Source organism: Lelliottia wanjuensis (genome assembly GCF_030238365.1).
GTDB classification, from domain to species: Bacteria; Pseudomonadota; Gammaproteobacteria; order Enterobacterales; family Enterobacteriaceae; genus Enterobacter; species Enterobacter wanjuensis.
Genome location: NZ_JASSOT010000059.1, coordinates 1 through 26,262 on the forward strand (window position 1 = coordinate 1; position 26,262 = coordinate 26,262).

The window sequence follows — 26,262 nt, forward strand, 5'->3', positions numbered from 1 at the left end:
GAACTCAGAAGTGAAACGCCGTAGCGCCGATGGTAGTGTGGGGTCTCCCCATGTGAGAGTAGGGAACTGCCAGGCATCAAATAAGTGAAGAGGCCATCCGCAAGGATGGCCTTTTTGCGTTTTTGTCGTTGATAAGAAGCTGACAATATGTCAGCGCCCAGCCATCCATCCCCGAATAAACCCTACGATCGCATCCACATCATTCAAATCCAGAACCGGAACATCAAGTGATAGTGAAACGTCGCTGGCGACCGCAATCACATGCTGATCCACAGTTAGTTCCTCGATCTCATGCCCCGCATCGCTTCTGAAAAGCAAAATCTTCGCCACGGATTCATGTTTAAACCCCTCAACCAGCACCAGATCCAGCGTCGAATGGTCCATTCGACTCACCAGATAATCTAAATCCAGCACCTCTTCCTCAGGTGTTTCCGTCATCAACGCCCATCGCTGAGCGCTGGCGACCATGGTTTGCGCCGCACCGGCTTTGCGCAGCTCGTAGCTGTCTTTCCCCGGCTTATCGATATCCATGTTGTGGTGAGTATGTTTAATCAGCCCAGGACGGATCCCCTGCGCGCATAGGGCTGGGATCAATTTTTTTAGAAGCGACGTTTTCCCGGTGCCGCTCCAGGCGGCGATCGCTAGAACAGGTTTCATTCTTTCCCCTGCATCGTTTGCAAATCCTCAGTCGTGTTGACGTTAATAAAAGCAGACTTCAGATCGCTGAAATCAACGGAGTGGCCGCCAGACTGGCGCATAAATACCATCACACGTCGCTCTCCTGCTGCCAGATAATCCTGCAGTTCAGGAATCAATGTCCGGTTCATTAACGCAATCGTGGGATGATCGCGCTCACCGTCATATACCCAGACCACGGGCGCGTTTTTGCGTTGATGAGTAAGACGTTCAGCCAGACAGGATGGAATAAACGGCGTATCGCACGGGCAAAAGAGAAACCACTCCTCGTCAGACTGCTGCATAACACTCAGCATACCGGCCAGTGGGCCAGGGTAATCCGCTAAGCTATCCTGAAATACCGGATACCCGCTTTGCTGATAAATCTCGATATGGCGGTTAGCGCTGATAGCCATCATTTCAACCTGTCCACTCAGCGTAGCGGCAACGTGCTGCCATAGAGGTTTGCCATTAAGTAACTGTAAACCCTTATCTTTTCCGCCCATGCGCGTCGCTCTTCCCCCGGCAAGCACGATGCCAGTCACTCCTCGGCACTGATTCACGAATGTCGCCTCTTTTATTGTGGGATTGACCCTGCTAACGTGTCCCTATCAATGAAAGGAGCACTACGATGAAATGTAAACGCCTGAACGAAGTTATCGAACTTCTCCAGCCCGCCTGGCAAAAAGAGCCTGAGCTCAACCTGATGCAATTTTTACAGAAACTGGCGAAAGAGTCAGGTTATGACGGTGAACTGACCGACCTTTCTGATGACATCCTGATCTACCATCTCAAAATGCGTGATTCTGATAAAGATGCCGCTATTCCGGGCATTAAGAAAGACTATGAGGAAGATTTCAAAACCGCGCTGCTGCGCGCCCGTGGCGTAATTAAAGAGTAAAACCTTGTAAGCGGCGCCACCGAAATCGCTGTGAAATGATATCCTGAATCATTCGTATAATTTCCGGATGATCGGATGAACGACACGGCTTTTACTTTCCAGACATTAAACCCGGATACCATTATGGATGCCCTCTTCGAACAGGGTATTCGGGTGGATTCCGGGCTAACTCCCTTAAACAGCTACGAAAACCGCGTCTATCAATTCCAGGACGAGGATCGTCAGCGCTTCGTCGTTAAATTTTATCGCCCAAAGCGTTGGTCGGCTGAGCAAATTCAGGAAGAGCATCAGTTCGCTCTCGATTTGGTCAACGATGATGTTCCGGTTGCCGCTCCCATTCAGTTTAATAACCAATCACTGCTCACGCATCAGGGATATTACTTTGCTGTTTTTCCGAGCCTGGGTGGCCGCCAGTTTGAGGCGGATAATATCGATCAGATGGAGTGGGTTGCCCGTTATCTGGGACGAATCCATCAGACGGGACGTAAAAAAACCTTCAACGCACGCCCTACGATCGGGATTCAGGAATATTTGACCGAACCCCGCCAGGTGTTCGAAACATCAACGCTCATTCCGAAGGCATTGAAAGCGGATTTCCTGAAAGCCACCGATGCGCTTATTGCGGCGGTGACTGAGCGCTGGGACGATCAAACGGACATTCTGCGCCTGCACGGCGACTGCCACGCCGGGAATATCCTCTGGCGCGACGGCCCGCTATTTGTGGATCTTGACGATGCCCGCATGGGGCCAGCGATTCAGGATCTCTGGATGCTGCTCAATGGTGATAAAGCCGAACAGCGCATGCAGCTCGAAACCATCATTGAAGCCTATGAAGAGTTTAGCCCCTTCAATTCAGACGAAATCGCCCTGATTGAACCTTTACGCGCCATGCGATTTGTATATTATCTCGCATGGTTAATCAGGCGTTGGGACGATCCCGCGTTTCCTAAAAACTTCCCATGGCTGACCGGGGAAGATTACTGGCGCAGCCAGACAACCACCTTTATTCAGCAAGTTAAGGTTCTGCAGGAACCGCCACTACAATTAACGCCAATGTATTAATCGGACACATCAGGAGAAAGTTGATCATGAAAAAAATATGGCTGGCGCTGGCAGGTATGATTCTGACATTTAGCGCATCTGCTGCTCAATTCAGCGATGGCAAGCAGTTCACTACCCTTGAAAAGCCGGTCGCCGGTGAGCCTCAGGTGCTGGAGTTCTTCTCATTCTATTGCCCGCACTGCTACCAGTTTGAAGAAGTTCTGCACGTTTCCGATAACGTGAAGAAAAAGCTGCCTGAAGGCACCAAAATGACCAAGTATCATGTCGAATTCCTGGGTCCTTTGGGTAAAGATCTGACGCAAGCCTGGGCGGTTGCTCTGGCGCTGGGCGTGGAAGATCAGGTGACGGCGCCAATGTTCGAAGCTGTACAGAAAACCCAGACCGTTCAGACCGTTGCAGATATTCGTAAAGTCTTTGTTGATGCCGGTGTGAAAGGCGAAGATTACGACGCGGCCTGGAACAGCTTTGTGGTGAAATCTCTGGTGGCTCAGCAGGAGAAAGCCGCAGCCGATCTCCAGCTGCAGGGTGTTCCGGCGATGTTCGTTAACGGTAAATACCAGGTGAACCCACAGGGTATGGATACCAGCAGCATGGATATCTTCGTGCAGCAGTATGCCGAGACCGTGAAATATCTGGTTGAGAAGAAATAAAAGTGAAAACGCCGGTCATTGACCGGCGTTTTTGTTTGCAGATTTAATATCGTTTATCAGCACATCTTTATCGTTCCACAGCGTGTTCAGCCACAGCTGGAAGCGACGTTTGAAATTCTTATCATTGATATAATCCCCGTGTAGTCCTTCATCCACGGGCACCAGATTAACTCTCACCACAATCCGCGTCAGCTTCCCGCTCAACATATCGTAGAACGGTGTGCCGTCATTTTCTGGATAGCACAGAGTGACGTTCAGCAATTTATCGAACTGCGCGCCCAGCACATTAAGCGCCATCGCAATCCCCGCGGCTTTCGGCGGCAGAAGGTTTTTATAAGGGGAGCGAGTTTGCTGACGCTTCAGTTCCGTAAAACGGGAGCCCTCAACAAAGTTAACGATGGTTGTCGGGTGTGCGCGGAATTTCTCGCAGGAGCGACGCGTTGTTTCAACATCACGGCCACGGCGATCCGGGTGTCGAATAAGATAGCTGCGCGAGTAGCGTTTCATAAACGGCATATCCAGCGCCCAGCATGCCAGCCCGATAAACGGCACCCAGGCCAGCTGCTGCTTAAGAAAGTACTTGTTCATCGGAATATGTTTGCGAAACAGCACGCATAACACCACGATATCGGCCCAGCTATGGTGATTGCAGAGCAGCAAATACCAGTTTTTCTTGTTGAGGCCTTCCAGCCCTTCGATATCCCATTTCAGATGTGGGTTAAGACGCAGCAGCAGTGCCAGCCCTTCACACCAGCAGTACATCATAAAATTGCAGAATGCGGATACCGCGCGCCAGACGACTGGAACCGGCAGCAGAAGTTTAATGATTCCGGCGACGATGATCGGTACAGAACAGGCGATGGTCACCAGGATAGTTAAAATGATGCTTAACAGTAATGTTATCGCAGCGAGTAATCTCGGCATGATGAGTTTTTTCAGATAGTTAGCTGGAGTCTGGCGGCCAGATCGCTGCGCAGGGCGCTGATTTTACCAGAAAACGAATTAAAGCAGGGGGCTTTCACTCTGCGATAGTGTGGGATATGTGCCTTAACAGAGTATTTGTCTGCGATAGCCTATTTGGCTCTTCTTATATCCACATAGAGCAAATAGTCATCAATTGGAAATATACCGATCGGATCTATTTATAAAGCATTGATTTTAATTTATAAAAAATTCAAATAAGATCCATTTATGACTCGTTTCTTCATATGAATTAAAAGTATGCACAAACTTATCCACAGTTTGATTTTGCGATCGATCCTGACGATCGCAAAATCTTTTCCTGTATTCGGCGCTAAAAACTGATGTTTTCATCCTTCTGTGGCATCCTTTAGCCATAAATTGATTAAAGGCACGGACATTATGGTTCAGATTCCAGAAAACCCTCTTATTCTCGTCGACGGCTCTTCATACCTGTATCGGGCGTATCATGCGTTTCCTCCTCTGACCAACAGCGCGGGGGAGCCAACCGGCGCGATGTATGGCGTGCTGAATATGCTGCGCAGCCTGATCCTGCAATACCAGCCGTCCCATGCGGCGGTGGTATTTGATGCGAAGGGCAAAACCTTCCGCGATGAGCTATTCGAGGATTACAAATCCCACCGTCCGCCGATGCCGGATGATTTGCGCGCGCAAATCGAGCCGCTGCACACCATGGTGAAAGCGATGGGCTTGCCGCTGCTGGCGGTTTCTGGGGTGGAAGCTGACGACGTCATCGGTACCCTGGCGCGTGAAGCGGAGAAAATGGGCCGTCCGGTGCTGATCAGTACCGGTGATAAAGACATGGCGCAGCTGGTGACTCCTGGGATCACCCTGATCAATACCATGACCAACACCATCCTTGGGCCGGAAGAGGTCGTCACCAAATATGGCGTGCCGCCAGAACTGATCATCGATTTCCTCGCCTTGATGGGTGACTCCTCGGATAACATTCCGGGCGTGCCAGGCGTGGGCGAGAAAACCGCGCAGGCGTTGCTGCAGGGCCTCGGCGGACTGGATACGCTGTATGCTGAATCCGACAAAATTGCCGGGCTGACGTTCCGTGGTGCCAAAACCATGGCCGCGAAGCTCGAGCAAAATAAAGATGTGGCTTACCTCTCCTATAAGCTGGCCACCATCAAAACTGACGTCGAGCTGGAACTTACCTGCGAGCAGCTTGAAGTGCAGCAGCCGGTCGCGGAAGAGCTCCTTGGCCTGTTTAAGCAGTATGAGTTCAAACGCTGGATAACCGACGTCGAAGCCGGGAAATGGATGCAGGCGAAGGGCGCTAAACCTGCCGCCAAGCCAAAAGAGACCCTCGTTGTTAATGCCGAAGAGGAAGTCGAAGAGGCGGCGAGTCAGCTCTCCTTCGAAAACTACGAAACGGTACTCGACGAAGCGCAGCTCATCGCCTGGATTGAGAAACTGAAAAAAGCGCCGGTCTTCGCGTTCGATACCGAAACCGACAGCCTCGATAACATCTCCGCCAACATGGTCGGTCTCTCCTTTGCGACAGAGCCGGGCATCGCCGCTTATGTCCCTGTCGCGCATGACTATCTGGACGCACCGGATCAAATATCCCGTGACCGCGTACTTGAGCTGCTCAAGCCGCTGCTGGAAGATGATAAAGCGCTCAAGGTTGGGCAAAACCTGAAATATGATCGCGGCATTTTGCAGAACTACGGCATCGAGCTGCGCGGTATCGCCTACGACACCATGCTGGAATCCTACATTCTGAACAGCGTCGCGGGCCGTCATGATATGGATTCGCTCTCCGATCGCTGGCTTAAGCATAAAACCGTCACCTTCGAAGAAATTGCCGGCAAAGGCAAAAATCAGCTGACCTTCAACCAGATTGCCCTGGAAGAGGCGGGTCGCTACGCGGCAGAAGATGCTGACGTGACGCTGCAGTTACACCTGAAAATGTACCCGAAACTGCAAAAGCAGGAAGGGCCGCTGAACATTTTCGAGAATGTCGAAATGCCGCTGGTGCCTGTGCTGTCTCGTATTGAGCGCAACGGCGTCAAAATCGATCCGGCCGTTCTGCACAAGCATTCGGAAGAGATCACCCTGCGTCTGAATGAGCTGGAGCTGAAAGCTCATGACATTGCGGGCGAGCCCTTCAACCTGGCGTCGACCAAACAGCTGCAAACCATTCTGTTTGAAAAACAGGGTATTAAACCGCTGAAGAAAACGCCGGGCGGCGCGCCGTCTACGTCTGAAGAGGTACTGGAAGAGCTGGCGCTGGATTACCCGCTGCCAAAAGTGATTCTGGAATACCGTGGCCTCGCGAAGCTTAAATCGACCTACACCGATAAGCTGCCGCTAATGATCAACCCAAAAACTGGTCGCGTTCACACCTCCTATCATCAGGCGGTAGCGGCGACGGGGCGTTTGTCCTCCACCGATCCTAACCTGCAGAACATTCCGGTGCGTAACGAAGAAGGGCGACGCATCCGTCAGGCCTTCATCGCTCCGCAAGATTACCTGATCGTCTCTGCCGACTACTCGCAAATCGAACTGCGCATCATGGCGCACCTGTCGCGTGACAAGGGTTTGCTGACCGCGTTTGCCGAAGGGAAAGATATCCACCGCGCTACGGCTGCAGAAGTTTTTGGTCTGCCATTAGAGAGCGTAACCGGCGAGCAGCGCCGCAGCGCGAAAGCGATCAACTTCGGCCTGATCTACGGTATGAGCGCCTTTGGCCTTTCTCGCCAGCTGAATATTCCGCGTAAAGAGTCGCAGAAGTACATGGATCTCTACTTCGAGCGTTATCCGGGCGTACTGGAATACATGGAACGCACGCGTGCCCAGGCAAAAGATAAGGGCTACGTTGAAACGCTGGATGGTCGCCGTCTGTATCTGCCGGATATCACCTCCAGCAACGCGGCGCGTCGTGCTGGTGCAGAGCGCGCGGCCATCAACGCCCCGATGCAGGGGACGGCCGCGGATATCATCAAGCGCGCCATGATTGCGGTTGATGCCTGGCTGGAAAACGATAAACCACGCGTGAAAATGATCATGCAGGTGCATGATGAACTGGTGTTCGAAGTGCACAAAGACGATCTGGAAGCCGTATCGAAAAAGATCCACGAACTGATGGAAAGCAGCGTGAAATTAGATGTGCCATTGCTGGTGGAAGTGGGGAGTGGGGCGAACTGGGATCAGGCTCACTAAGGGTTCGATGAACAAGCGGCTGATTATGTAAGTAAGCAACATAACAGCCCGCTTTTTGTGACAACCATTAGATTTACCTATGTAAAGAGTGAAAAAAAACTACAAAAAGTGCTTTGTCCAGCGATAAAAAAAGAGTAGAGTTATCGATGTAGGGTACAGAGGTAAGATGTTCTATCTTTCAGACCTTTTACTTCACGTAATCGGATTTGGCTGAATATTTTAGCCGCCCCAGTCAGTAATGACTGGGGCGTTTTTTATTGCGGCAAAGAAAATATTTGGACCAAAAAAAAGCGCGGTCATCGCCGCGCTCTTCATCACTCTTCCGCTTCAGTCGCGGGTTCCAGTCCGTTATACCAGCTGTCGAGCTTGTGACGCAGCACGTCCACACCCTGCTTTTTCAGGGAGGAAAACGTCTCAACCTGCACGTCACCGCCGAACTCCACCGCGGCTTCACGCACCAGTTTCAGCTGCGCTTTACGCGCACCGCTTGCCAGTTTATCGGCTTTGGTCAGCAGCACCAGAACCGGGATATCGCTCGCAACGCCCCAGTGGATCATCTGCTGATCGAGATCTTTCAGCGGGTGACGGATGTCCATCAGCACCACCAGACCTTTCAGGCACTGGCGTTTTTCCAGGTATTCTCCCAGCGCGCGCTGCCATTTGATTTTGACCTCTTCCGGCACTTCGGCGTAGCCGTAACCGGGTAAATCCACCAGACGCTTACCGTCGGCAACTTCAAACAGGTTAATCAGCTGAGTACGACCCGGGGTTTTTGAGGTACGCGCCAGGCTTTTCTGGTTTGTCAGCGTATTCAGGGCGCTGGATTTTCCCGCATTGGAGCGGCCAGCAAATGCCACTTCGATACCCGTATCAGGCGGTAAGTGGCGAATATCAGGCGCACTGGTGACAAAATGCGTCTGTTGATAGTTCCAGGTAGTCACGTGGTCGTCTCCAAAAATCGTAATCTGATGGGGAGTATACCTGAATGCAGGCAAAAGGCTTTTCTCTTCGCGTTCGGGCTGTAGATTAAAACCATTATAAATGTAAGACATTGACCATTATTGCTATGGGATATTTAAGAGGATCCTCATGCAGTAAAAATAGCAAAACCTTTAAAATCATAATGTTGACGATAAGGAATTATCCGAAAGTTCTAATTTGGACGCGCAGGTGGCTTGTCAGAAAACCTGAAAAAGGTAAAGTAGCAACCAAGGCGAGGATGCCAGCAGGATAACGACTTCAGGATGAAGGGTCAGGAGCGCCAGGAGGCGAAGACTCAGGACAACCAGGATGGTGACACGCCTGGAGGCGTTTGAAAGGAAAAGGAACCGTATCATGGACGGTATCCGCTAAAGGATAAACAGGGTTAGTTGTTGGCAAACATGGAATGTTTGACCCGTTAAGGGTTGAGAGTCAGGAAAAAAGGCGACAGATTGCTCTGTCGCCTTTTTTCTTTGCTTGCTTTCTGCTAGATTTCGCCGCAATTCTATACTGAATAAAATGGCTTAAAGACAAGGCATCATGAAAAAACCGACATCCACAGCGGGCGCTAAACGCCCGGCAAAAGCACACCGCAAAACCCGTGAAGAACTGAATCAGGAAGCTCGCGATCGTAAACGTGCGAAAAAGCATAGTGGTCATGCATCGGGTAGCCGCGCGAGCGGTAGCAGTGTCACAGGTTCCGCTGCGCAGCAATCCAAACAGAAAGACCCGCGCATCGGGAGCAAAACGCCAATTCCACTGGGCGTCACCGACGCCCCGGTTATCAAGCAGCAAAAACCTAAAAAGAGCGAGAAACCTATGCTTTCACCGCAGGCTGAGCTGGATATGCTGGAGAATGATGAGCGCCTGGATGCGCTGCTGGAACGTCTTGAACAGGGCGAAGCGCTGAATGCTGAAGAGCAGAAATGGGTTGATGCCAAACTGGATCGTATTGATGAACTGATGCAGCAGCTCGGTCTCTCTTACGACGATGAAGAAGACGAAGAAGAAGAGAAGCAGGACGACATGATGCGTCTGCTGAAAGGTGGAAACTAACATTTGCACCCGGCGGGCTCTATAGTCCTGCTTATAACCCTTCCGGTTATATGTTATCTGGTGTGGTTATTCGTTAAACTACGGCGGTTGTCGCGGCGACAGAGGTGGCTGCGCACCCGAATGTTGACCCGCAGTGGGGTCAAAACGGGCCGCCGTATACGAACGCGACACCAACGGAAGGAGTGAGCATGTCTGTACCAAGCATCGACTGGGATCTGGCCCTGATCCAGAAATATAACTATTCCGGGCCGCGTTATACCTCATACCCGACCGCGCTGGAGTTCTCGGAATCCTTCGGTGAGGCCGACTTTTTGCAGGCGGTTGCGCGCTATCCTGAGCGCCCGCTGTCGCTGTATGTTCACATCCCCTTCTGCCATAAGCTCTGCTATTTCTGCGGCTGCAATAAAATCGTCACCCGCCAGCAGCACAAAGCCGATCAGTATCTGGATGCGTTAGAGCAGGAGATCCTGCACCGCGCGCCGCTGGTGGCCGGGCGTCACGTGAGCCAGCTGCACTGGGGCGGCGGTACGCCAACCTATCTCAACAAAGCGCAAATCAGCCGCCTGATGAGCCTCCTGCGCGCCAATTTCCGTTTTGATGCCGATGCTGAAATCTCGATTGAAGTCGATCCGCGTGAAATCGAACTGGACGTGCTCGATCACCTGCGTGCCGAGGGCTTCAACCGTCTGAGCATGGGCGTGCAGGACTTCAACAAAGAAGTGCAGCGCCTGGTCAACCGCGAGCAGGACGAGGAGTTTATTTTTGCGCTGCTGAACCACGCGCGTGAAATCGGTTTTACCTCGACCAACATCGACCTGATTTACGGCTTGCCGAAGCAAACGCCGGAAAGCTTCGCCTTTACGCTGAAACGTGTGGCGGAGCTGAACCCCGATCGCCTGAGCGTCTTTAACTATGCGCACCTGCCGACGCTGTTTGCCGCCCAGCGCAAAATCAAAGATGCCGACCTGCCGTCTGCGCAGCAAAAGCTCGATATCCTGCAGGAGACCATTACTTCTCTGACGGAAACCGGCTACCAGTTTATCGGCATGGACCACTTTGCCCGTCCTGATGACGAGCTGGCCATCGCCCAGCGTGAAGGCGTCTTACATCGCAACTTCCAGGGTTACACCACTCAGGGCGATACGGATTTACTGGGGATGGGCGTGTCGGCGATCAGCATGATTGGCGACTGCTATGCGCAGAACCAAAAAGAGCTGAAACAGTACTATCAGCAGGTGGATGAAAGCGGCAATGCTCTGTGGCGCGGAATTGCGCTGACGCGCGATGACTGTATCCGTCGGGATGTTATTAAGGCGCTGATCTGTAACTTCCGCCTCGATTTTGCTGACGTCGAATCCCAGTGGGAACTCGCCTTTACCGACTACTTTGCGGAAGATCTGAAACTGCTCGCGCCGCTGGCGAAAGATGGGCTGGTGGAGGTGACGGATAACGCGATTCAGGTAACACCAAAAGGACGCCTGTTAATTCGTAATATCTGCATGTGCTTTGACGCCTATCTGCGTCAGAAAGCGCGATTGCAGCAATTCTCTCGCGTGATCTAGGCGCTACACAGACCGGGCCTACAGATGGTAGGCCTGATCGGCGCAGCGCCATCAGGCGTTATTCCATTCCCAGCTCTTTCAGCTTCCGCGTCAGGGTATTTCGCCCCCAACCCAGCAGCCGAGCCGCTTCCTGTTTATGCCCCTGCGTATGGCGCAATGCCGTTGTCAGCAAGGTGCGTTCCATTTCAGGCTGCGCTTCGGAAAGCAGATTTTGATGACCGGAACGCAGCGCACGATCCGCCCACTGCGCCAGCAGCGTCGCCCAGCTGTCGGGTAACGATTGGCCGCTGCTGCTTTCGGGCGCAGTGGCTTCAAACAATTCGCTCGGTAGATCCTGAATCAGCACTTCCTGACCGGCAGCCATCACCGTGAGCCAGCGGCAGGTATTTTCCAGCTGACGCACGTTTCCCGGCCATGCCAGACGCGTCAATGCTGCATCGGTTTCCGGGTGCAGCAGTTTCGCTTCAACCCCCAGTTCACGGGCGGCAACCTGCAGGAAATGGCGCGCCAGACGCGGAATATCTTCCCGGCGTTCGCGCAGCGGCGGAAGGTGAACGCGAATGACGTTCAGACGGTGGAACAAGTCCTCGCGGAACTTGCCCTCCTGCACGCGCTGCTCCAGGTTCTGGTGCGTGGCGGCGATAATACGCACATCGACTTTCACCGGCGCATACCCGCCGACGCGGTAAAACTGTCCGTCGGCCAGCACGCGCAGCAGACGCGTTTGCACGTCCAGCGGCATATCGCCGATCTCATCGAGGAAAAGCGTCCCGCCGTCGGCCTGTTCGAAGCGCCCCTGACGAATGGTGTTCGCGCCGGTAAACGCGCCTTTCTCATGACCAAACAGCTCCGATTCGATCAAATCCTTCGGGATGGCGGCCATATTCAGGGCGATAAACGGCGCTTTCGCGCGCGGGCTGTGGCGGTGAAGGGCGTGAGCGACCAGCTCTTTACCGGTCCCGGATTCACCGTTAATCAGCACGCTGATGGACGAACGCGACAGACGACCGATGATGCGAAACACATCCTGCATCGCGGGCGCTTCGCCAATAATATCCGTCGTCGGGCCAAACACCGGCGCGTTGCGCGGCTGCTGCTGTTCCTGATAGTGGCTGATCGCACGTTCCACCAGGGCGACGGCTTCATCGATATCGAAGGGTTTTGGCAGATAATCAAATGCACCCTGCTGGTAGGCGCTGACGGCGGCATCCAGGTCTGAGTGAGCGGTCATTATGATGACCGGAAGCATCGGATGGCGCTGTTTGATCTGTTTTAACAGCGCCAGCCCGTCCATGCCTGGCATCCGAATATCCGAAAGCAGCACGTCCGGGGTTTTGGTGATGAGCGCATCGAGCACTTCGCTGCCGCTTTCAAAGGTGGTGCAGTTTAATCCTGCGCCCGTGAGCGCGCGTTCAAGCACCCAGCGGATGGAGCTATCATCATCGACTACCCAGACTATCCCTCGTTGCATCGTCGTCACCTTTATTTTTTAATTGGCAGGTAAACCGAAAACTCGGTATGACCCGGCCAACTGGTAAATTCAATTTTGCCGGAGTGTTGGTCGATCAAATTACGGGCGATGGATAATCCCAGCCCGGTCCCGCCTTCGCGGCCACTCACCATCGGGTAAAACAGCGTGTCCTGAAGATGCGAGGGAATGCCTGGCCCGTTGTCTTCAACGTCGATACGAGCGGCGAGGCGATAGCGCACGCCATGCAGCGTTAACTGGAATGCGGTCCGCGTACGCAGAACGATCTGCCCGCCATCTGCGCCCAAGGCTTGCAGGGCGTTACGCACCACGTTCAGCAGAACCTGTTCAATCTGGTCGGGATCGTGCGGCAATTCCGGCAGACTTGGATCGTAATCGCGCACCAGCGTGACGTTTGCGGGTAACTCCATCGAGACCAGCTTCACTACGCGTTCAGCCACTTTGTGAATGCTTTCCGTCACGTGCATACCCGGCTGCTGAGGCCCCAGCAGACGGTCCACCAGGTTGCGCAGGCGATCGGCCTGTTCAATGATGACGTTGGTGTATTCTGCAAGCGTAGGGTCGGGCAGAGCTTTGGTTAACAGCTGTGCTGCGCCACGCAGGCCACCCAGCGGGTTTTTAATCTCATGGGCAAGGCCACGTACCAGATCGCGGGCGGCGATTTGCTGAGCGTGCTGGAGCTGCTCCTGGCTCAAGCGACGCAGGTTATCCATCGGCGCCATTTCCAGCAGAATGAGCCCGTCCGGCAGACGCTGTGCCGTCAGCGACAGAATATGCGAGCGCCCGTCGATCACCAGAGTCACTTCGTTGTCGGTGAACCCCTGGCCCGCCGCGAGACTTTCCTGCATCAGGGCAATATTCAGCGAAAAATAGCTCAACAGTTCGGGTAACGGCGTACCAAATAATTTACGCGAGCTTTGGGCGAGCAGCTGCTGCGCCGCAGGGTTGGCGTAATGCACCGCCAGCTCATCGTCGACCAGTAAGATACTGTTGATTAAAGAATTGAGGATCTGCCCAGCATCGGGCAGCGTGCCAGTTGCCATTAAGCAGTCTCCTGGAGTTGGGTGCACTATTTTAGTGCAGTATAGCTTTTTCGTTGTAAAAAGCGCGTGAGATCAGTTTGTTGGTGGAGAAAAAAGCCCATCCGGAGATGGGCTAAAAAGTTTCCACGGCAACAAAAAACGGCTTTCGATTTCCCGCGGAAAAGGTCGCGGGTCATCGTTAAAACTTAAACGCTGTAATACAGTTCGAACTCAACCGGGTGTGGCGTCATGCGCACACGGTCGTTCTCTTCGATACGCAGGGCGATGTAAGCATCGATAGCGTCGTCGGTGAACACACCGCCAGCCGTCAGGAACTCACGGTCAGCGTCGAGCGCGTTGAGTGCTTCTTCCAGAGAACCGGCAACCTGTGGGATCTCTTTCGCTTCTTCTGGCGGCAGGTCGTACAGGTTTTTGTCCATCGCTTCGCCTGGATGGATCTTGTTCTTGATACCGTCAAGACCCGCCATCAGCAGCGCTGCGAAGCACAGGTATGGGTTAGCCGCTGGGTCCGGGAAGCGCACTTCGATACGACGCGCTTTTGGAGACGCAACCACTGGGATACGGATAGAAGCAGAACGGTTACGGGCAGAGTAAGCCAGCATGACCGGTGCTTCGTAGCCTGGGACCAGACGCTTGTAGGAGTTGGTGGTCGGGTTCGCCAGGGCGTTAATCGCTTTAGCGTGCTTGATCACACCGCCGATGTAGAACAGCGCCTGCTCGGACAGACCCGCATATTTGTCGCCAGAGAACAGGTTAGTCCCGTTCTTGGACAGGGACATGTGGCAGTGCATACCGGAACCGTTATCGCCGAACATTGGTTTTGGCATGAAGGTCGCGGTTTTGCCGAAGCGGTGCGCCACGTTGTGAACCACATATTTGTAGATCTGAATCTCATCCGCTTTTTTAGTCATGGTGTTAAAGCGGGTGGCGATTTCGTTCTGACCCGCCGTCGCCACTTCGTGGTGATGCGCTTCAACAACCAGACCCATCTCTTCCATGATCAGACACATGGTAGAACGGATGTCCTGAGAAGAATCGACCGGAGGAACCGGGAAGTAACCGCCTTTCACGCCTGGACGGTGACCTTTGTTACCACCTTCGTATTTGGTGGAAGAGTTCCATGCGCCTTCGATATCGTCGATAGCCACGTGAGAGCCGGAGATAGACGCACCAAAGCGGATGTCGTCGAACAGGAAGAACTCTGGCTCTGGCCCGAACAGCACGGTGTCCGCGATGCCGGTAGAACGCAGGTACTCTTCAGCGCGTTTAGCGATGGAGCGTGGGTCGCGGTCGTAGCCCTGCAGCGTGCCTGGCTCGAGGATGTCGCAACGGATAATCAGGGTAGACTCTTCGTAGAACGGGTCAATGAGCGCAGTGGTTGCGTCTGGCATCAGAACCATGTCGGATTCGTTGATACCTTTCCAGCCGCCGATTGAGGAGCCGTCAAACATTTTGCCTTCTTCGAAGAATTCGGCATTTACCTGGTGAGCAGGAATTGTGACGTGCTGTTCTTTACCTTTGGTATCAGTGAAGCGCAGATCAACAAACTTCACTTCGTGTTCGTTCAGCATCGTCAAAACGTGTTCAGCGGACATACTTAACTCTCCCGGATTGGTCATTGTCGTCGTGGTAACGAGGTCTTCAATTCTGTTTATGGCAGGCAGGGTTGCCATCTTTTTGCCGTATTTTTATAAAGCGAAATCTGTGCCAACTTTTAAATCACCCCAAAAAGGCGTTATCATGCACGTCATAGTGCAAATGAACTGCACCACGATAGTCATCTTGCACCAGTATAGTGCTTCAGTGTGAACATTGAGCACCATATTGGTGCAATTTTCGTTAAAGTGCGCTTTTTACGCTGCGTGAAAGCGGTCACAAAGCAACTCTGCGATACTTGTTTGCGGAGGATGTTTGTGATCCTGTTTAGTCCTGCGATTAATCCGTGTACAATAACGCGCTATTTCTAAATGCCTGAGGCAAAGTTGTGATCGAAAATCTGCGTAATATCGCCATCATCGCGCACGTTGACCATGGTAAAACTACCCTGGTTGACAAGCTGCTGCAGCAATCCGGTACCTTCAGTAATGAACGTGCTGAAGCCACCGAACGCGTGATGGACTCCAACGATTTGGAGAAAGAGCGTGGGATTACCATCCTCGCTAAAAACACCGCTATCAAATGGAATGACTACCGTATCAACATCGTTGATACCCCTGGGCACGCCGACTTCGGTGGTGAAGTTGAACGTGTAATGTCCATGGTAGACTCCGTTCTGCTGGTCGTTGACGCAATGGATGGCCCAATGCCGCAGACGCGCTTCGTAACCAAAAAGGCATTTGCCCATGGTTTGAAGCCAATCGTGGTTATCAACAAAGTTGACCGTCCTGGCGCGCGTCCTGACTGGGTTGTGGATCAGGTCTTCGACCTGTTCGTGAACCTGGACGCAAGCGACGAGCAGCTCGACTTCCCAATCATCTATGCATCAGCACTGATGGGTATCGCGGGTAACGATCACAATGAGATGGCGGAAGACATGACTCCGCTGTACCAGGCGATTGTTGACCACGTTAAAGCACCAAGCGTTGACCTCGATGGTCCGTTCCAGATGCAGATCTCCCAGCTGGACTACAACAACTACGTTGGCGTTATCGGCATCGGTCGTATCAAGCGCGGTAAAGTGAAGCCTAACCAGCAAGTCACTGTCATCGACAGCGAAGGTAAAACTCGCAACGGTAAAGTCGGTAAAGTACTGACTCACCTCGGTCTGGAGCGTATTGAATCCACCGAAGCCGAAGCGGGCGACATCATCGCGATCACCGGTCTGGGCGAGCTGAACATCTCTGACACCCTTTGCGATCCGCAAAACGTCGAAGCGCTGCCAGCCCTGTCTGTTGATGAACCAACCGTTACCATGTTCTTCAACGTCAACACCTCTCCGTTCTGTGGCAAAGAAGGTAAATACGTTACCTCTCGTCAGATCCTTGACCGCCTGAACAAAGAGCTGGTGCACAACGTGGCACTGCGTGTTGAAGAAACCGAAGATGCGGACGCGTTCCGTGTATCCGGTCGTGGCGAGCTGCACCTGTCTGTTCTTATCGAAAACATGCGTCGTGAAGGCTTCGAACTGGCTGTGTCCCGTCCGAAAGTTATCAACCGTATGATCGATGGCCGTATGCAAGAGCCGTTCGAGAACGTGACGCTGGATATCGAAGAACAGCACCAGGGTTCTGTGATGCAGGCAATGGGCGAGCGTAAGGGCGATGTCAAAGACATGATCCCTGACGGCAAAGGCCGTATTCGTCTGGATTACCTGATCCCGGCACGTGGCCTGATCGGCTTCCGTACCGAGTTCATGACCATGACTTCTGGTACTGGTCTGCTGTACTCCACCTTCAGCCACTACGATGACGTTAAACCGGGTGAAATCGGCCAGCGCCAGAACGGCGTGCTGATCTCTAACGGCCAGGGTAAAGCAGTTGCGTTCGCACTGTTCAGCCTGCAGGACCGCGGTAAGCTGTTCCTGGGTCACGGTGCAGAAGTTTACGAAGGCCAGATCATCGGTATTCACAGTCGTTCTAACGACCTGACTGTAAACTGCCTGACCGGTAAGAAACTGACCAACATGCGTGCTTCCGGTACTGACGAAGCCACCACGCTGGTTCCAGCACAGAAAATGTCTCTTGAGCAGGCTCTGGAATTTATCGATGACGACGAACTGGTAGAAGTTACCCCTACCTCCGTACGTATCCGTAAACGTCACCTGACTGAGAACGACCGTAAACGTGCGGGCCGTGGCAGCAAAGACTAATACGATGCCTCTCTGAGGTGCGTAATGCGAAAAGCCGCTGATATTCAGCGGCTTTTTTTATGTCAGAACTGAGTGACGGCAGACGGTTTATTCTTCGCCGGCGCATCGGGTTCCGGCTCTTTTTTCCGCTTCCCTATCTCCTCAACGATAAAAGCGAAGCGTTGCTCGTTGAGCTTATAAAACAGTCCCATGGTAATGGCGGCGATAATCGCCAGCCCGCACGGCCAAAGAAAAATCAGCTGACGCAGGCCAAGCAGGGTGCCTGCACTTTGTACCGCGTGCGGGATATAACCGATTTGCGTGAGCATAATCCCAGGTAAGAATCCGGCGAGCGCCGCCGAAATCTTGCGCGAAAAGGTATAGCCGGTATAGACCGAGCCTTCGGCGCGGATCCCCGTCTTCCACTCCCCATACTCAACGGTATCCGGCACCAGCGCCCAGTTCAGGCTGTTCACGAAAGCCGTGCCGAAAAACGCCATACAGGAAAACAGTACGAACGTTAGCGAGCTGCTTCCCCAGACAAAGTTCAGCACATCGCCCACCGCCACAGGGTCAGCCCACCTAAATACACCTGCTTTTTGCCAAAGCGTTTCACTGCGCCCGGCACCAGAAGCACGCCCACCAGAATGCAGCCCATGCTGAAAAACCCCATCCACGACAAGAGATGAATATCGTTAAGCACGTACTGGGTGTAATAGACCTGGATTGCGAGTTTGATGTTAAAAGCCGCCAGTGTGCAGAGATTGGCGATGCACAGCACCAGCAGCGGGGGATTGCGGAAAATCGCATAGAACGATTTCATGATCCCTGGCTTATGGTGCTCGGGCGTGATGTCGACGTAACGCTCTTGCACCCCGCTGTAGCAGTACCACATGCAGAACAGCCCGGTGGTCACGAAGAGCAACGCGGCAACCAGATACCCCAGCGACGTCTGGCTGGCAAACAGCGCCTGTATGGGCATAAAGCCCACCGTACACAGCAGCAGCCCCACCGTGGCTCCGCCCTGACGCCAGGCCGCAAGATGCGCGCGCTCGTTCGGGTTTTTGGTGATCGCCGGAACCATCGCCCCGTACGAGCAGTTCATCAGGCTGTAGAACAGGCCGAACAGCATAAATAACACGGTGGCGATGGCCGTTTTGACCGTCAGACTGAAATCATTGGCGATGAACTGTGCCGTCGCGACCAGCGCGACCGGAACGGAGGCGTACAGAATAAAGGGCCGGAATTTCCCCCGTGCGCCGATATGGCGCCGTGAATCCAGCAGCACACCGGTCAGCATGTCGGTGAAGGCGGTGAAGAACTTCGCCACCAGAAAAATAATCCCACCGTAAAACGCCGGCATGCCCAGCTCATCCGTATAAAACTTCAGCAGGTACAGCGTGCCAATCGACAGAATCAGGTTCGAGCCAAAATCACCCATTCCATAGGCAAACTTCTCGCGCAGGCTCAGTTTCAGGGTTAACGGATCAGGGGTCTTAGTCATACGCGATCCTCATAGCGCCTTACGAAGCTCTATCTCTTCAACGATGCGCATATACAGCTTCTCGTTGAGGTTATAGAAGCAGCCCATGGCCACAATGGTGACGACGGCCAGAATGCACGGATAGATGAATATCAGCTGACGTAAGCCTTCCACGGTACCGGCGGACTGAACCACGTTGGGCACATAGCCGATTTGCGTCAGCATCAGGCCCGGGAAGAAACCGGCCAGCGCCTGCGACACCTTGCGAAAGAAGGTAAATCCGGTGTAAACCGTTCCTTCTGACCGCACGCCGGTTCGCCATTCGCCGTACTCCACCGTGTCCGACACCAGCGCCCAGTTCAGGCTATTCACGAATGCCGACCCGAAGAAGGCCAGACAGGAGAACGCGACAAAGCTGACCGGCCCGCCGCCGAAGAAGTAGTTCAGGAGATCGCCCGCCACCCAGATCAGCAGCCCGCCGATATAGACTTTTTTCTTGCCGAAGCGCCGCACCGCACCGGGCATCATAAATACGCCGACAAAAATGCAGCCCATGCTGAAGAATCCCATGTACGACAGCAAAATCGGGTCGTTGAGCACGTATTGCGTGTAGTAAACCTGAATCGCGAGTTTGACGTTGAACGCGCCTAAGGTGCACAGGTTAGCGATGCAGAGGATAAACAGCGGCCGGTTCCCGGCGATAGCCCGAAACGACTGGAGCAGGCCCGGTTTCTGCGCCATATGGGCAGGCTGCGCCTCGACGTAGCGCTCCTTCACGCCCCGATAGCAGCACCACATGCAGAGCAATCCGCAGAGGGAAAACAGAGTGGCGGCAAAGATATACCCGGCCTGCGAGCTGCCTTCAATCAGGTTCATGACCGGCACAAAACCGACCGTACAGAGCAGCAATCCGAGCGTTGCTCCGCCCTGACGCCAGGCGGCGAGGGCGGCACGCTCATCGGGGTTCTTGGTGATCGCAGGCACCATCGCGCCGTAGGAGCAGTTCATCATGCTGAAAACCAACCCGTAGAGCATGAACAGCAGGGTCGCCATGATCGTTTTGCCGGTGATATCAAAAGGCGTGCCGACAAAGTTGGCGATGGCTAACAGCGTGACCGGAAACGCCGCGTACAGCACAAACGGGCGGAATTTCCCCTTTGGCCCAATCTTGCGCCGCGAGTCGAGCATAATCCCGGTGCCCATATCGGTAAACGCGGTAAAGAATTTGGCAATCAAAAAGATAATGCCGCCGTAGGTGCCCGGCAGCCCCAGCACGTCGGTGTAAAACTTCAGCAAATAGAGCGTGCCAATATCCAACAGAATATTGGAACCCAGATCGCCCATTCCATAGGCCAGTTTTTCTTTAAACGGCAAACGCAGACTGGCCGGATTGCCGTTTTCGGTCATTGACTGACTCATCGTCTCTTCTCCGCTAACTCTGACTGGCGGCGCGAATGGCGGCCACTTTTTTGCCAAACAGGATCTGCAGTACCAGCAGCAAACCAAACACCGGCAGTAACGCACTCAGCGTGGAAATACCCGTGGCGCCTTTGATCAGCATCGCGCCGGAGGCAATCAGCAGTAAAAAGACCATCACCCGGAAGACGTTGACGGAGATCCGCTTGTGCACGTACTGGCCCACCAGCGACCCCAGGATCATGGTCGGCACGCAGAACAGCACCAGCTTGATGGTCGACACCGTCAAAATACCGCTGGTGGTCAGCCCGCCAATAATGGCGATGTTGTTGGCGGTAAAGAACGCGTTCAGGGTGCCGCGAAACGCCGCCGGAGCCAGATTGCGCAGCATGCCGTAAATCACCACCGGCGGCCCGTTGGTGGAGAAGGCTGAACCCAGCGCACCGGCAATCACGCCAATCGGCATGGCGATCCAGTTTTTGTCATACACCGGCAGACGCGGAATAAACAGGCTGTAGAAGGAGTAGAGGATCAGGAAACCGCCGAGACCGATTTTCATGATGTGATCGGGCAGATAAGAGAGCGCGTAAATGCCGACCGGGATCCCGGCAAAGGAGAACAGAATCAGCACCAGCGCTGATTTCCACTGCGTCTCTTTGCGCGAGAGCCAGGTGGCGTACAGCGCCGTCGCCGTGCCGACAATTACCGACATCGGTGCCGCCATTTTCAGCGGCAGGAGCAGGGTAATCAGCGGCATGGTGGTGAGTGCGCCGCCGAAACCGGCGCAGATCCCAACGAAGGTGTACATAAACATAATGGCAATCACGATAGCCATCACGCCGTAATCCAGAGGCACACCGTCTGGAGTAAACAGAGTAAAGAAGTCCATGTTCTTTCCTTGAATTACAGAGCGATAAGCTGGTCGAACAGCTTGCGCCATTCACTGTTAGCCCGATAAAAGACCGGCGGCTGGCCCAATGGCGCCTGCACCGTCACTTCTCCGCCGGTGTACTCTTCTCCCGTCCAGGCGTGGATCCAGCTGTCCTGCGGAAGATAAAGCGTCCAGTCGCGGCGAGCTTCTTCATGCACGGGCGCGACCAGCAGATCGCGGCCAAACAGATACTGATATTTCAGGGAATAGGTTTGCGCGTCATCCTCGTAATGCAGGAACAGCGGGCGCATCACCGGCAGGCCGCGTTTCGCGTTCTGCGCCACGGCGTCTTTGATGTAGGGCTTCAGGGTGGTGAAGATGGATGTCATTCGGGCGAAGTGATCGATAGTTTCTGCGTCGCTGTCGAACTGCCAGTTATCGCCAGGGCGGTTCCCCTCATGGGTGCGCATCATCGGCGTGAAGGCGCTGAAATCGCACCAGCGCAGCAGGAGCTCTTTGCTGCGTTTCATCTCGAATAAAGTGGTGTAACCGCCGATATCGCTGTGATGCAGACCGTGCCCGGTCATCGCCAGCGACAGCGCCGCCGGAACCACTGACGCCAGGCCGTCGTCCAGACTCCAGTCCACGTTCTGATCGCCCGCCCACATCATCACCGAATGCTTCTGGCTCCCGGTGTAACCCGCGCGCATAAAGAACAGGATCTCGCCGAGCTTGCCGGTCTCTTCCAGCGCCTCGTAATTACACTTCGCCCACAGGGCAGGCCAGGCGTTATGCATGATCTCGGCGCTCACGCCGTTGTGCAGGAAGGTGTCGGTAGGCAGATACTCGCCAAAGTCCGCCATCCAGCCGCCGCAGCCGAGTTCGATCAGGTTACGTTTGATGACCTCTTTGTACCAGTCGTAGGCTTCCGGGTTGGTCAGGTCGATCACGCCCGCGTAAAACTCGCCGAACTCGACGTGATAGTCTTTGCCGTCGGCATCTTTGGTCAGATAGCCGCGTGTCGCTGCCTCTTCGCAGAGATCTTTATCGCTGGCAACGTACGGGTTGATGTAGGAGAGGAACTGCACGCCTTCGCGTTTCCACTGCGGGATGCGCTCATCAAGCTGCGGATAAAGCTCGCGGTTCCATTTCCAGTTCCACATCACGCGCTTGCCGAACGAGGTCATGCGGATGCCGGACCAGTCCTGCGCCCAGATGCCGTTCACCTTCACGCCGCCGTTACGCATCGTATCGAGCTTTTGCTGGCACACCTCGGTCCCGCCCTGAACGCCCAGCGTCACGCCGTCGTAAACCCAGTCCGGCAGCTCCGGCTGTCGGCCCAGTAATCCGCTCAGTTTTTCCAGCAGATCGACATAGGTTTCAGCACAGTCGAAGCGCAGCGTGGCGTTATCCTCCCAGAACGCCAGCTCGTGGAAATCAGGATCGCTGAAGTCAAAATTCATGTAGCAGCTGTTATCGACGTGGCAGTAATACTTTTGCGTGCTGACGAAGGTCGGCTGGGGGAAGAAGGTCCAGTAATAATCCCCGCCCGCATTCTCTTTGCAGTCGGCAAGCCAGGTGACGAGGGTCTGTTTGTTACGCCCCACGCCCTGTTCGCTGGTCCACAGCGGGAAAGGTTTGCCGCGCAGATCGAAATATGAAAACTGCTCGCCGCAGCCATAGATATGGTCCGCTGGCTGCGCCGCCAGTCTCAGCCAGATGCGGTTATGGCTGGGAAGCTCGTTTTTGAGTTTCAGCTCAAGGCGGCCCTGTTTATCCGTGCCGACCAGCAAGGTGGCGCTCACCGCATCCCCGCGGGTAAAACGAATCGTCCAGCCTGCGCCTTGCGCTGTGACCGTCGCATCCGTCAGGGCAATCTTCTCGTTGAGTTTGTCTTTGATGCTGAAGTTGCCGCGAAACATCTCAATATCTGCCGCGCCCGAACCCATCCACAGGCAAGGCGATTGCGGCGTGTGGCACAGGATCAGGCGGTCCTGAAACGACAGGCTAAAACCATCGTCACGGGTTATCACTTTCACATCAGGGTATTGCGAAGCCATTTTGACCTCCGTTGTAGGGTAAGGGTTCTTTGTTTTAGTTATTCGCAGCCAATTTCAAAGCTCATCTGATGGGCGTCGCCCGGTCCGAGGACCACCAGGTCAACGCCTGAGTTAAAGGCATCCGGCGGACAGCTCATCGGTTCCACCGCAAGGCCTCTTCGTTCCAGCTTTTCGCCGGAGTAAATCTGGATCCACGGCTGGTTCGAGCGCAGCCAAACGGCCATCGCGCTTTGCGGGTCCGTTAACCTGACTTCCCAGCGAGACCCGACGTCCAACGGGTGAAAGGTGTGGTCGATCTGCGTCGAGCCGATGGTGCGCGGTGCCTGGAAATCCAGTTCCCTGACCGCGCCGCGCGTTGATGTCGGAACGTCAAAAATATCGCAGGCGGGCAGCTGCAACTCGCAGCGGTCGATAGGCTGCTGATTGCAGGTCAGATAGGGGTGAACGCCTGCGCCATAAGGCGCAGCACGATCCCCGAGATTTTTGCTGAGAATACGGGCGCTCAGGCCCGCAGACTCAACCAGCTGGTAAGTGATCTCAGCGGCAAGCATAAAAGGGTAGCCGTAGGTCGGCGGCAAAAAGGCCGTCAGCGTAACGCTTGAGGGCGTCTGCCCGGCAATCTGCCAGTTCTGCCATGCCAGCAGCCCATGGATCGCCGTATTCGAGGCGCGATCGTTGATGGCGGGCGTCAGCGTTTCACCGTCGAACGTATAGCGGCCATCCGTGATGCGGTTGGGCCAGGGAATCAGGACTTTTCCCAGATGGGCTAACGGCATCTCTTCCGGCGCGTGCGGGATCACAAGGTGACGCCCACGATGCGTCAGGGAAGCCAGCCCAGCGCCCACGGTGACGATTTCAGCCCGGTAATCGCCCGCATTCAGGACGAGGGTTTTGCCACTTTTATGCATGCCCTTCTCCTGGAATTACTTCGCGTTGCAGTCCAGCAGCCCGGCCGCGACGGCAGGTGCAAGACCCGGAGCGAGCGGCAGACGCGGGATCACCAGGCAGTGCAGCAGATGGTAAATATCCTGCTTGCCGTCCCAGACTTTGGTGGTCACTTCGTTGTTGGTATCCAGCTCCTGCCACCACGAGCCATTTTCGTAGTCCATCAGGTACTTTATGCAGTACTCCCACCAGGTCAGATACCAGGCTTCATACTGCGGATCGCCGGTGACGGTATAGAGCGCGTAGGCTGTTCCCATGGCTTCGACGATCGGCCAGCGCACGCGTTCGCGGACGATAGGTTTGCCGTCCCAGTCGACGGTGTAGACGATCCCGTCCGCGCCGTCCGGTGCCCAGGCATCACGAATGGTGGCGTGGAAAAGGCCTTTCGCATCTTCCAGCAGCCATTCCGGCGGGGTTTCAAAGCGTGCTTCCAGGGCTGCACGCAGATGCAGCATCAGGCGGCCCCACTCGATCCAGTGGCCCGGCGTACCGCCGTAAGCGCGGAAACGGTGCGCCGGATTGTCTTTGTTGTAATCGCGAATCGGGTTCCAGTCGGTGTCGAAATGTTCGTTAACGCGATACTCCCCTTTGCGGGCGACATCGTGAATAATCACCGAGGCAACGCGCAGGGCGCGGTCCAGCCATTTGCGGTCGTGGGTGACGTCATAGACAATCAGGAAGGCTTCAACGGCGTGCATATTGGCGTTGCCGCCGCGGTAATCCTCGGTTTTGCTGAAGGCTTCATCCCAGGATTCCAGGCACATCTGCTCCTGTTCGCTCCAGAAATACTTCTCGATAACCTCGATGGCGTCATCCAGCAGCTGGCGCGCTTGCGGATGGCCCGTCGTCACGGCGCTGGCCGCACCGAGTAACACGAAGAAGTGCTGATAGCCCTGCTTGGAGGCATCGATAACGCCTTCGTCGTTCACGCAGGCGTACCAGCCGCCATACTCTTTATCGCGCAGCGCACCGTTCAGGGCATTAATCCCGTGCTCCACCAGGGCATACGCGCCAGGGCGGCCCATCGCGGCGGCCACGGCGTAGACGTGCAGCATGCGAGCGGTGATCCACAGATGCGTCCCCATATCCGTTTTCACCTGCCCGGTATTACCCAGCCAGCCAAAACCGGTCGGAACGGCGGCGTTTTTGCCAAAATCAAAAATGCGATCGGTCTCTTGTTCCAGCCAGCGGTTGTGGCTCAGTGTGTTAAACCATTTCATTGTTCAATCCCTCTTTCAGCGACTTGCCATCATTTCGTCAACAATCTCACCCAAACGCTGCAGTTTTGGCACAGAGACATCGCGCAGCATCAGCTCCGTGTCCGGCAGACCCACCACGGACGACCACACGGCGCGACCAGCCAGGAAGCCGGAGGCGCCCGCCTGCATCGCCACGCGTACGGCGCGCGGGAAGAGTTTGTCATCAACGCCGGAAGAGAGGATCACCCACGGCATCGCGATCTGCTCATTCAGCTTTTGCGAGGCGGCCAGCAGCTCTTGCTGCGTGCCTTTTCCGAACAGCGGCATTTCGACTTTGTAGAGATCGGCCCCGCTATCACCCAGCTCTTTCGCCGCATCGATGATGGCCTGCTCACGGTTGAATGCCGCGCTGCGGCGCGGTGGGCGCACCACCGGTTCAATGATGCTGAGCAGCCCCTGGCTGTGACACAGCTGATTAAAGGCTTTTACCATCTCAAGGCGCTGCTGCGGATCTTCATCGCTGCGCCACAACACCAGCAGTTTCAGCGCTTTGCCGCCGTCGCGTCGTACCGCCTGGGCATCGATGCTTTTATCAATAACGACGCTGTCGACCGGAAGTCCGTTCCCCGGAATAAATTCATCGGCGGCGACAATCATCGCGCAGCTTTTGGCGACGGCGTGTTGCTCGACGATCTGGCGATAGCAAAACTGCTGATCGACCAGGATGGCCGAGGCGTAAGGCGAGAGGATTTTTGCCGCGTTGACTTTGAAATCCGTTAAATGCTGGTCGGTGACCGGCAGTTTTTCGCCCGCAGCGGCAAACATCAGGCGCATCGCTTCACGCTGATCGACGGCCAGCATGGCGAAACCGCCGGAAGGTCGGGTGATATCTTTCAGGGTATAAGGGGTCATTCTTCAGTCCTTTTC

At 54.6% G+C, this 26,262-nt stretch carries 21 protein-coding genes, 1 rRNA gene and 1 pseudogene; 9 read left to right on the forward strand and 14 right to left on the reverse strand.

The features are described 5' to 3' along the window. A 5S ribosomal RNA gene (gene rrf, locus QQF33_RS25930) occupies positions 1–75 on the forward strand; the annotation flags it as partial. A gap of 75 nt (positions 76–150) precedes the next feature. On the opposite strand, the gene mobB is transcribed toward rrf, so the two are convergent. Together mobB and mobA are read right to left on the reverse strand one after the other, a co-directional pair. Beyond that, on the reverse strand, positions 151–657 hold the full coding sequence (gene mobB / locus QQF33_RS10950) for a molybdopterin-guanine dinucleotide biosynthesis protein MobB (protein WP_285148647.1): 507 nt from the start codon (positions 655–657) through the stop codon (positions 151–153). Continuing rightward, a complete protein-coding gene (gene mobA / locus QQF33_RS10955; RefSeq protein ID WP_285148645.1) occupies positions 654–1,238 on the reverse strand; it encodes a molybdenum cofactor guanylyltransferase MobA in 585 nt (194 codons plus the stop codon). Before mobA ends, mobB begins: the two co-directional genes overlap by 4 nt. A gap of 68 nt (positions 1,239–1,306) precedes the next feature. Here mobA and QQF33_RS10960 point away from each other — a divergent pair, with 68 nt between their 5' ends. The 3 genes from QQF33_RS10960 (at position 1,307) to dsbA (ending at position 3,288) form a co-directional block, all read left to right on the forward strand. Next, entirely contained in the window at positions 1,307–1,576 is a 270-nt protein-coding gene (locus QQF33_RS10960) for a YihD family protein (protein ID WP_282492216.1), read from the forward strand. Positions 1,577–1,651: 75 nt separating this feature from the next. Then, complete coding sequence (locus tag QQF33_RS10965; protein ID WP_285157799.1) at positions 1,652–2,638, forward strand: serine/threonine protein kinase; 987 nt, start codon at positions 1,652–1,654, stop codon at positions 2,636–2,638. 26 nt (positions 2,639–2,664) lie between these two features. Beyond that, positions 2,665–3,288, forward strand: coding sequence for a thiol:disulfide interchange protein DsbA (gene dsbA, locus QQF33_RS10970; RefSeq protein ID WP_285157800.1), 624 nt, complete (start codon positions 2,665–2,667; stop codon positions 3,286–3,288). A gap of 15 nt (positions 3,289–3,303) precedes the next feature. Here the strand turns inward: dsbA and QQF33_RS10975 are convergent, their stop codons facing one another. Beyond that, positions 3,304–4,212, reverse strand: a complete 909-nt coding sequence (locus QQF33_RS10975; protein WP_285157801.1) for an acyltransferase — start codon at positions 4,210–4,212, stop codon at positions 3,304–3,306. A 438-nt stretch (positions 4,213–4,650) separates the two neighbouring features. Here QQF33_RS10975 and polA point away from each other — a divergent pair, with 438 nt between their 5' ends. Further along, entirely contained in the window at positions 4,651–7,443 is a 2,793-nt protein-coding gene (gene polA, locus QQF33_RS10980; RefSeq protein WP_285157802.1) for a DNA polymerase I, read from the forward strand. A gap of 166 nt (positions 7,444–7,609) precedes the next feature. After that, positions 7,610–7,657, forward strand: coding sequence for a spot 42 RNA, inhibition of DNA synthesis (locus tag QQF33_RS25935; RefSeq protein WP_071892919.1), 48 nt, complete (start codon positions 7,610–7,612; stop codon positions 7,655–7,657). A gap of 100 nt (positions 7,658–7,757) precedes the next feature. Here the strand turns inward: QQF33_RS25935 and yihA are convergent, their stop codons facing one another. Beyond that, positions 7,758–8,384, reverse strand: a complete 627-nt coding sequence (gene yihA, locus QQF33_RS10985; RefSeq protein WP_282492211.1) for a ribosome biogenesis GTP-binding protein YihA/YsxC — start codon at positions 8,382–8,384, stop codon at positions 7,758–7,760. 580 nt (positions 8,385–8,964) lie between these two features. Between yihA and yihI the strand changes: the two genes are divergently transcribed. Together yihI and hemN are read left to right on the forward strand one after the other, a co-directional pair. After that, positions 8,965–9,480 carry a Der GTPase-activating protein YihI gene (yihI, locus tag QQF33_RS10990; protein ID WP_282492209.1) on the forward strand — a complete coding sequence of 172 codons (516 nt, stop codon included), beginning with the start codon at positions 8,965–8,967 and terminating at the stop codon, positions 9,478–9,480. A gap of 188 nt (positions 9,481–9,668) precedes the next feature. Continuing rightward, a complete protein-coding gene (gene hemN / locus QQF33_RS10995) occupies positions 9,669–11,042 on the forward strand; it encodes an oxygen-independent coproporphyrinogen III oxidase (protein ID WP_285157803.1) in 1,374 nt (457 codons plus the stop codon). 58 nt (positions 11,043–11,100) lie between these two features. On the opposite strand, the gene glnG is transcribed toward hemN, so the two are convergent. The 3 genes from glnG to glnA form a co-directional block, all read right to left on the reverse strand. Continuing rightward, entirely contained in the window at positions 11,101–12,513 is a 1,413-nt protein-coding gene (gene glnG, locus QQF33_RS11000; RefSeq protein ID WP_285157804.1) for a nitrogen regulation protein NR(I), read from the reverse strand. 11 nt (positions 12,514–12,524) lie between these two features. Continuing rightward, positions 12,525–13,574: a nitrogen regulation protein NR(II) gene (glnL, locus tag QQF33_RS11005; protein ID WP_282492206.1), complete on the reverse strand. Its 1,050-nt coding sequence runs from the start codon at positions 13,572–13,574 to the stop codon at positions 12,525–12,527. 185 nt (positions 13,575–13,759) lie between these two features. Further along, entirely contained in the window at positions 13,760–15,169 is a 1,410-nt protein-coding gene (gene glnA, locus QQF33_RS11010) for a glutamate--ammonia ligase (RefSeq protein WP_095284040.1), read from the reverse strand. A gap of 389 nt (positions 15,170–15,558) precedes the next feature. Between glnA and typA the strand changes: the two genes are divergently transcribed. Next, complete coding sequence (gene typA / locus QQF33_RS11015; protein ID WP_282492205.1) at positions 15,559–17,382, forward strand: ribosome-dependent GTPase TypA; 1,824 nt, start codon at positions 15,559–15,561, stop codon at positions 17,380–17,382. 62 nt (positions 17,383–17,444) lie between these two features. Here the strand turns inward: typA and QQF33_RS11020 are convergent. The 7 genes and pseudogenes from QQF33_RS11020 to yihT all read right to left on the reverse strand — a co-directional run bounded on the left by QQF33_RS11020 (position 17,445) and on the right by yihT (position 26,247). After that, positions 17,445–18,865 (reverse strand): annotated as a pseudogene (locus tag QQF33_RS11020) (MFS transporter). A 9-nt stretch (positions 18,866–18,874) separates the two neighbouring features. Beyond that, the gene (locus tag QQF33_RS11025) at positions 18,875–20,251 is read right to left on the reverse strand and encodes an MFS transporter (RefSeq protein WP_390888471.1); all 1,377 of its coding nucleotides are present in this window, start codon (positions 20,249–20,251) and stop codon (positions 18,875–18,877) included. 25 nt (positions 20,252–20,276) lie between these two features. Continuing rightward, positions 20,277–21,149 (reverse strand): sulfite exporter TauE/SafE family protein, encoded by an 873-nt coding sequence (locus QQF33_RS11030; RefSeq protein ID WP_285148633.1) that lies wholly within the window; start codon positions 21,147–21,149, stop codon positions 20,277–20,279. A 14-nt stretch (positions 21,150–21,163) separates the two neighbouring features. Further along, on the reverse strand, positions 21,164–23,191 hold the full coding sequence (locus QQF33_RS11035; protein ID WP_285148632.1) for an alpha-glucosidase: 2,028 nt from the start codon (positions 23,189–23,191) through the stop codon (positions 21,164–21,166). 38 nt (positions 23,192–23,229) lie between these two features. Continuing rightward, on the reverse strand, positions 23,230–24,099 hold the full coding sequence (locus QQF33_RS11040) for an aldose-1-epimerase (RefSeq protein WP_285148630.1): 870 nt from the start codon (positions 24,097–24,099) through the stop codon (positions 23,230–23,232). Positions 24,100–24,114: 15 nt separating this feature from the next. Next, positions 24,115–25,356, reverse strand: coding sequence for a sulfoquinovose isomerase (gene yihS / locus QQF33_RS11045; protein ID WP_285157805.1), 1,242 nt, complete (start codon positions 25,354–25,356; stop codon positions 24,115–24,117). Positions 25,357–25,371: 15 nt separating this feature from the next. Further along, positions 25,372–26,247, reverse strand: coding sequence for a sulfofructosephosphate aldolase (gene yihT, locus QQF33_RS11050; protein ID WP_285157806.1), 876 nt, complete (start codon positions 26,245–26,247; stop codon positions 25,372–25,374). Between the last annotated feature and the right edge of the window lie 15 nt (positions 26,248–26,262).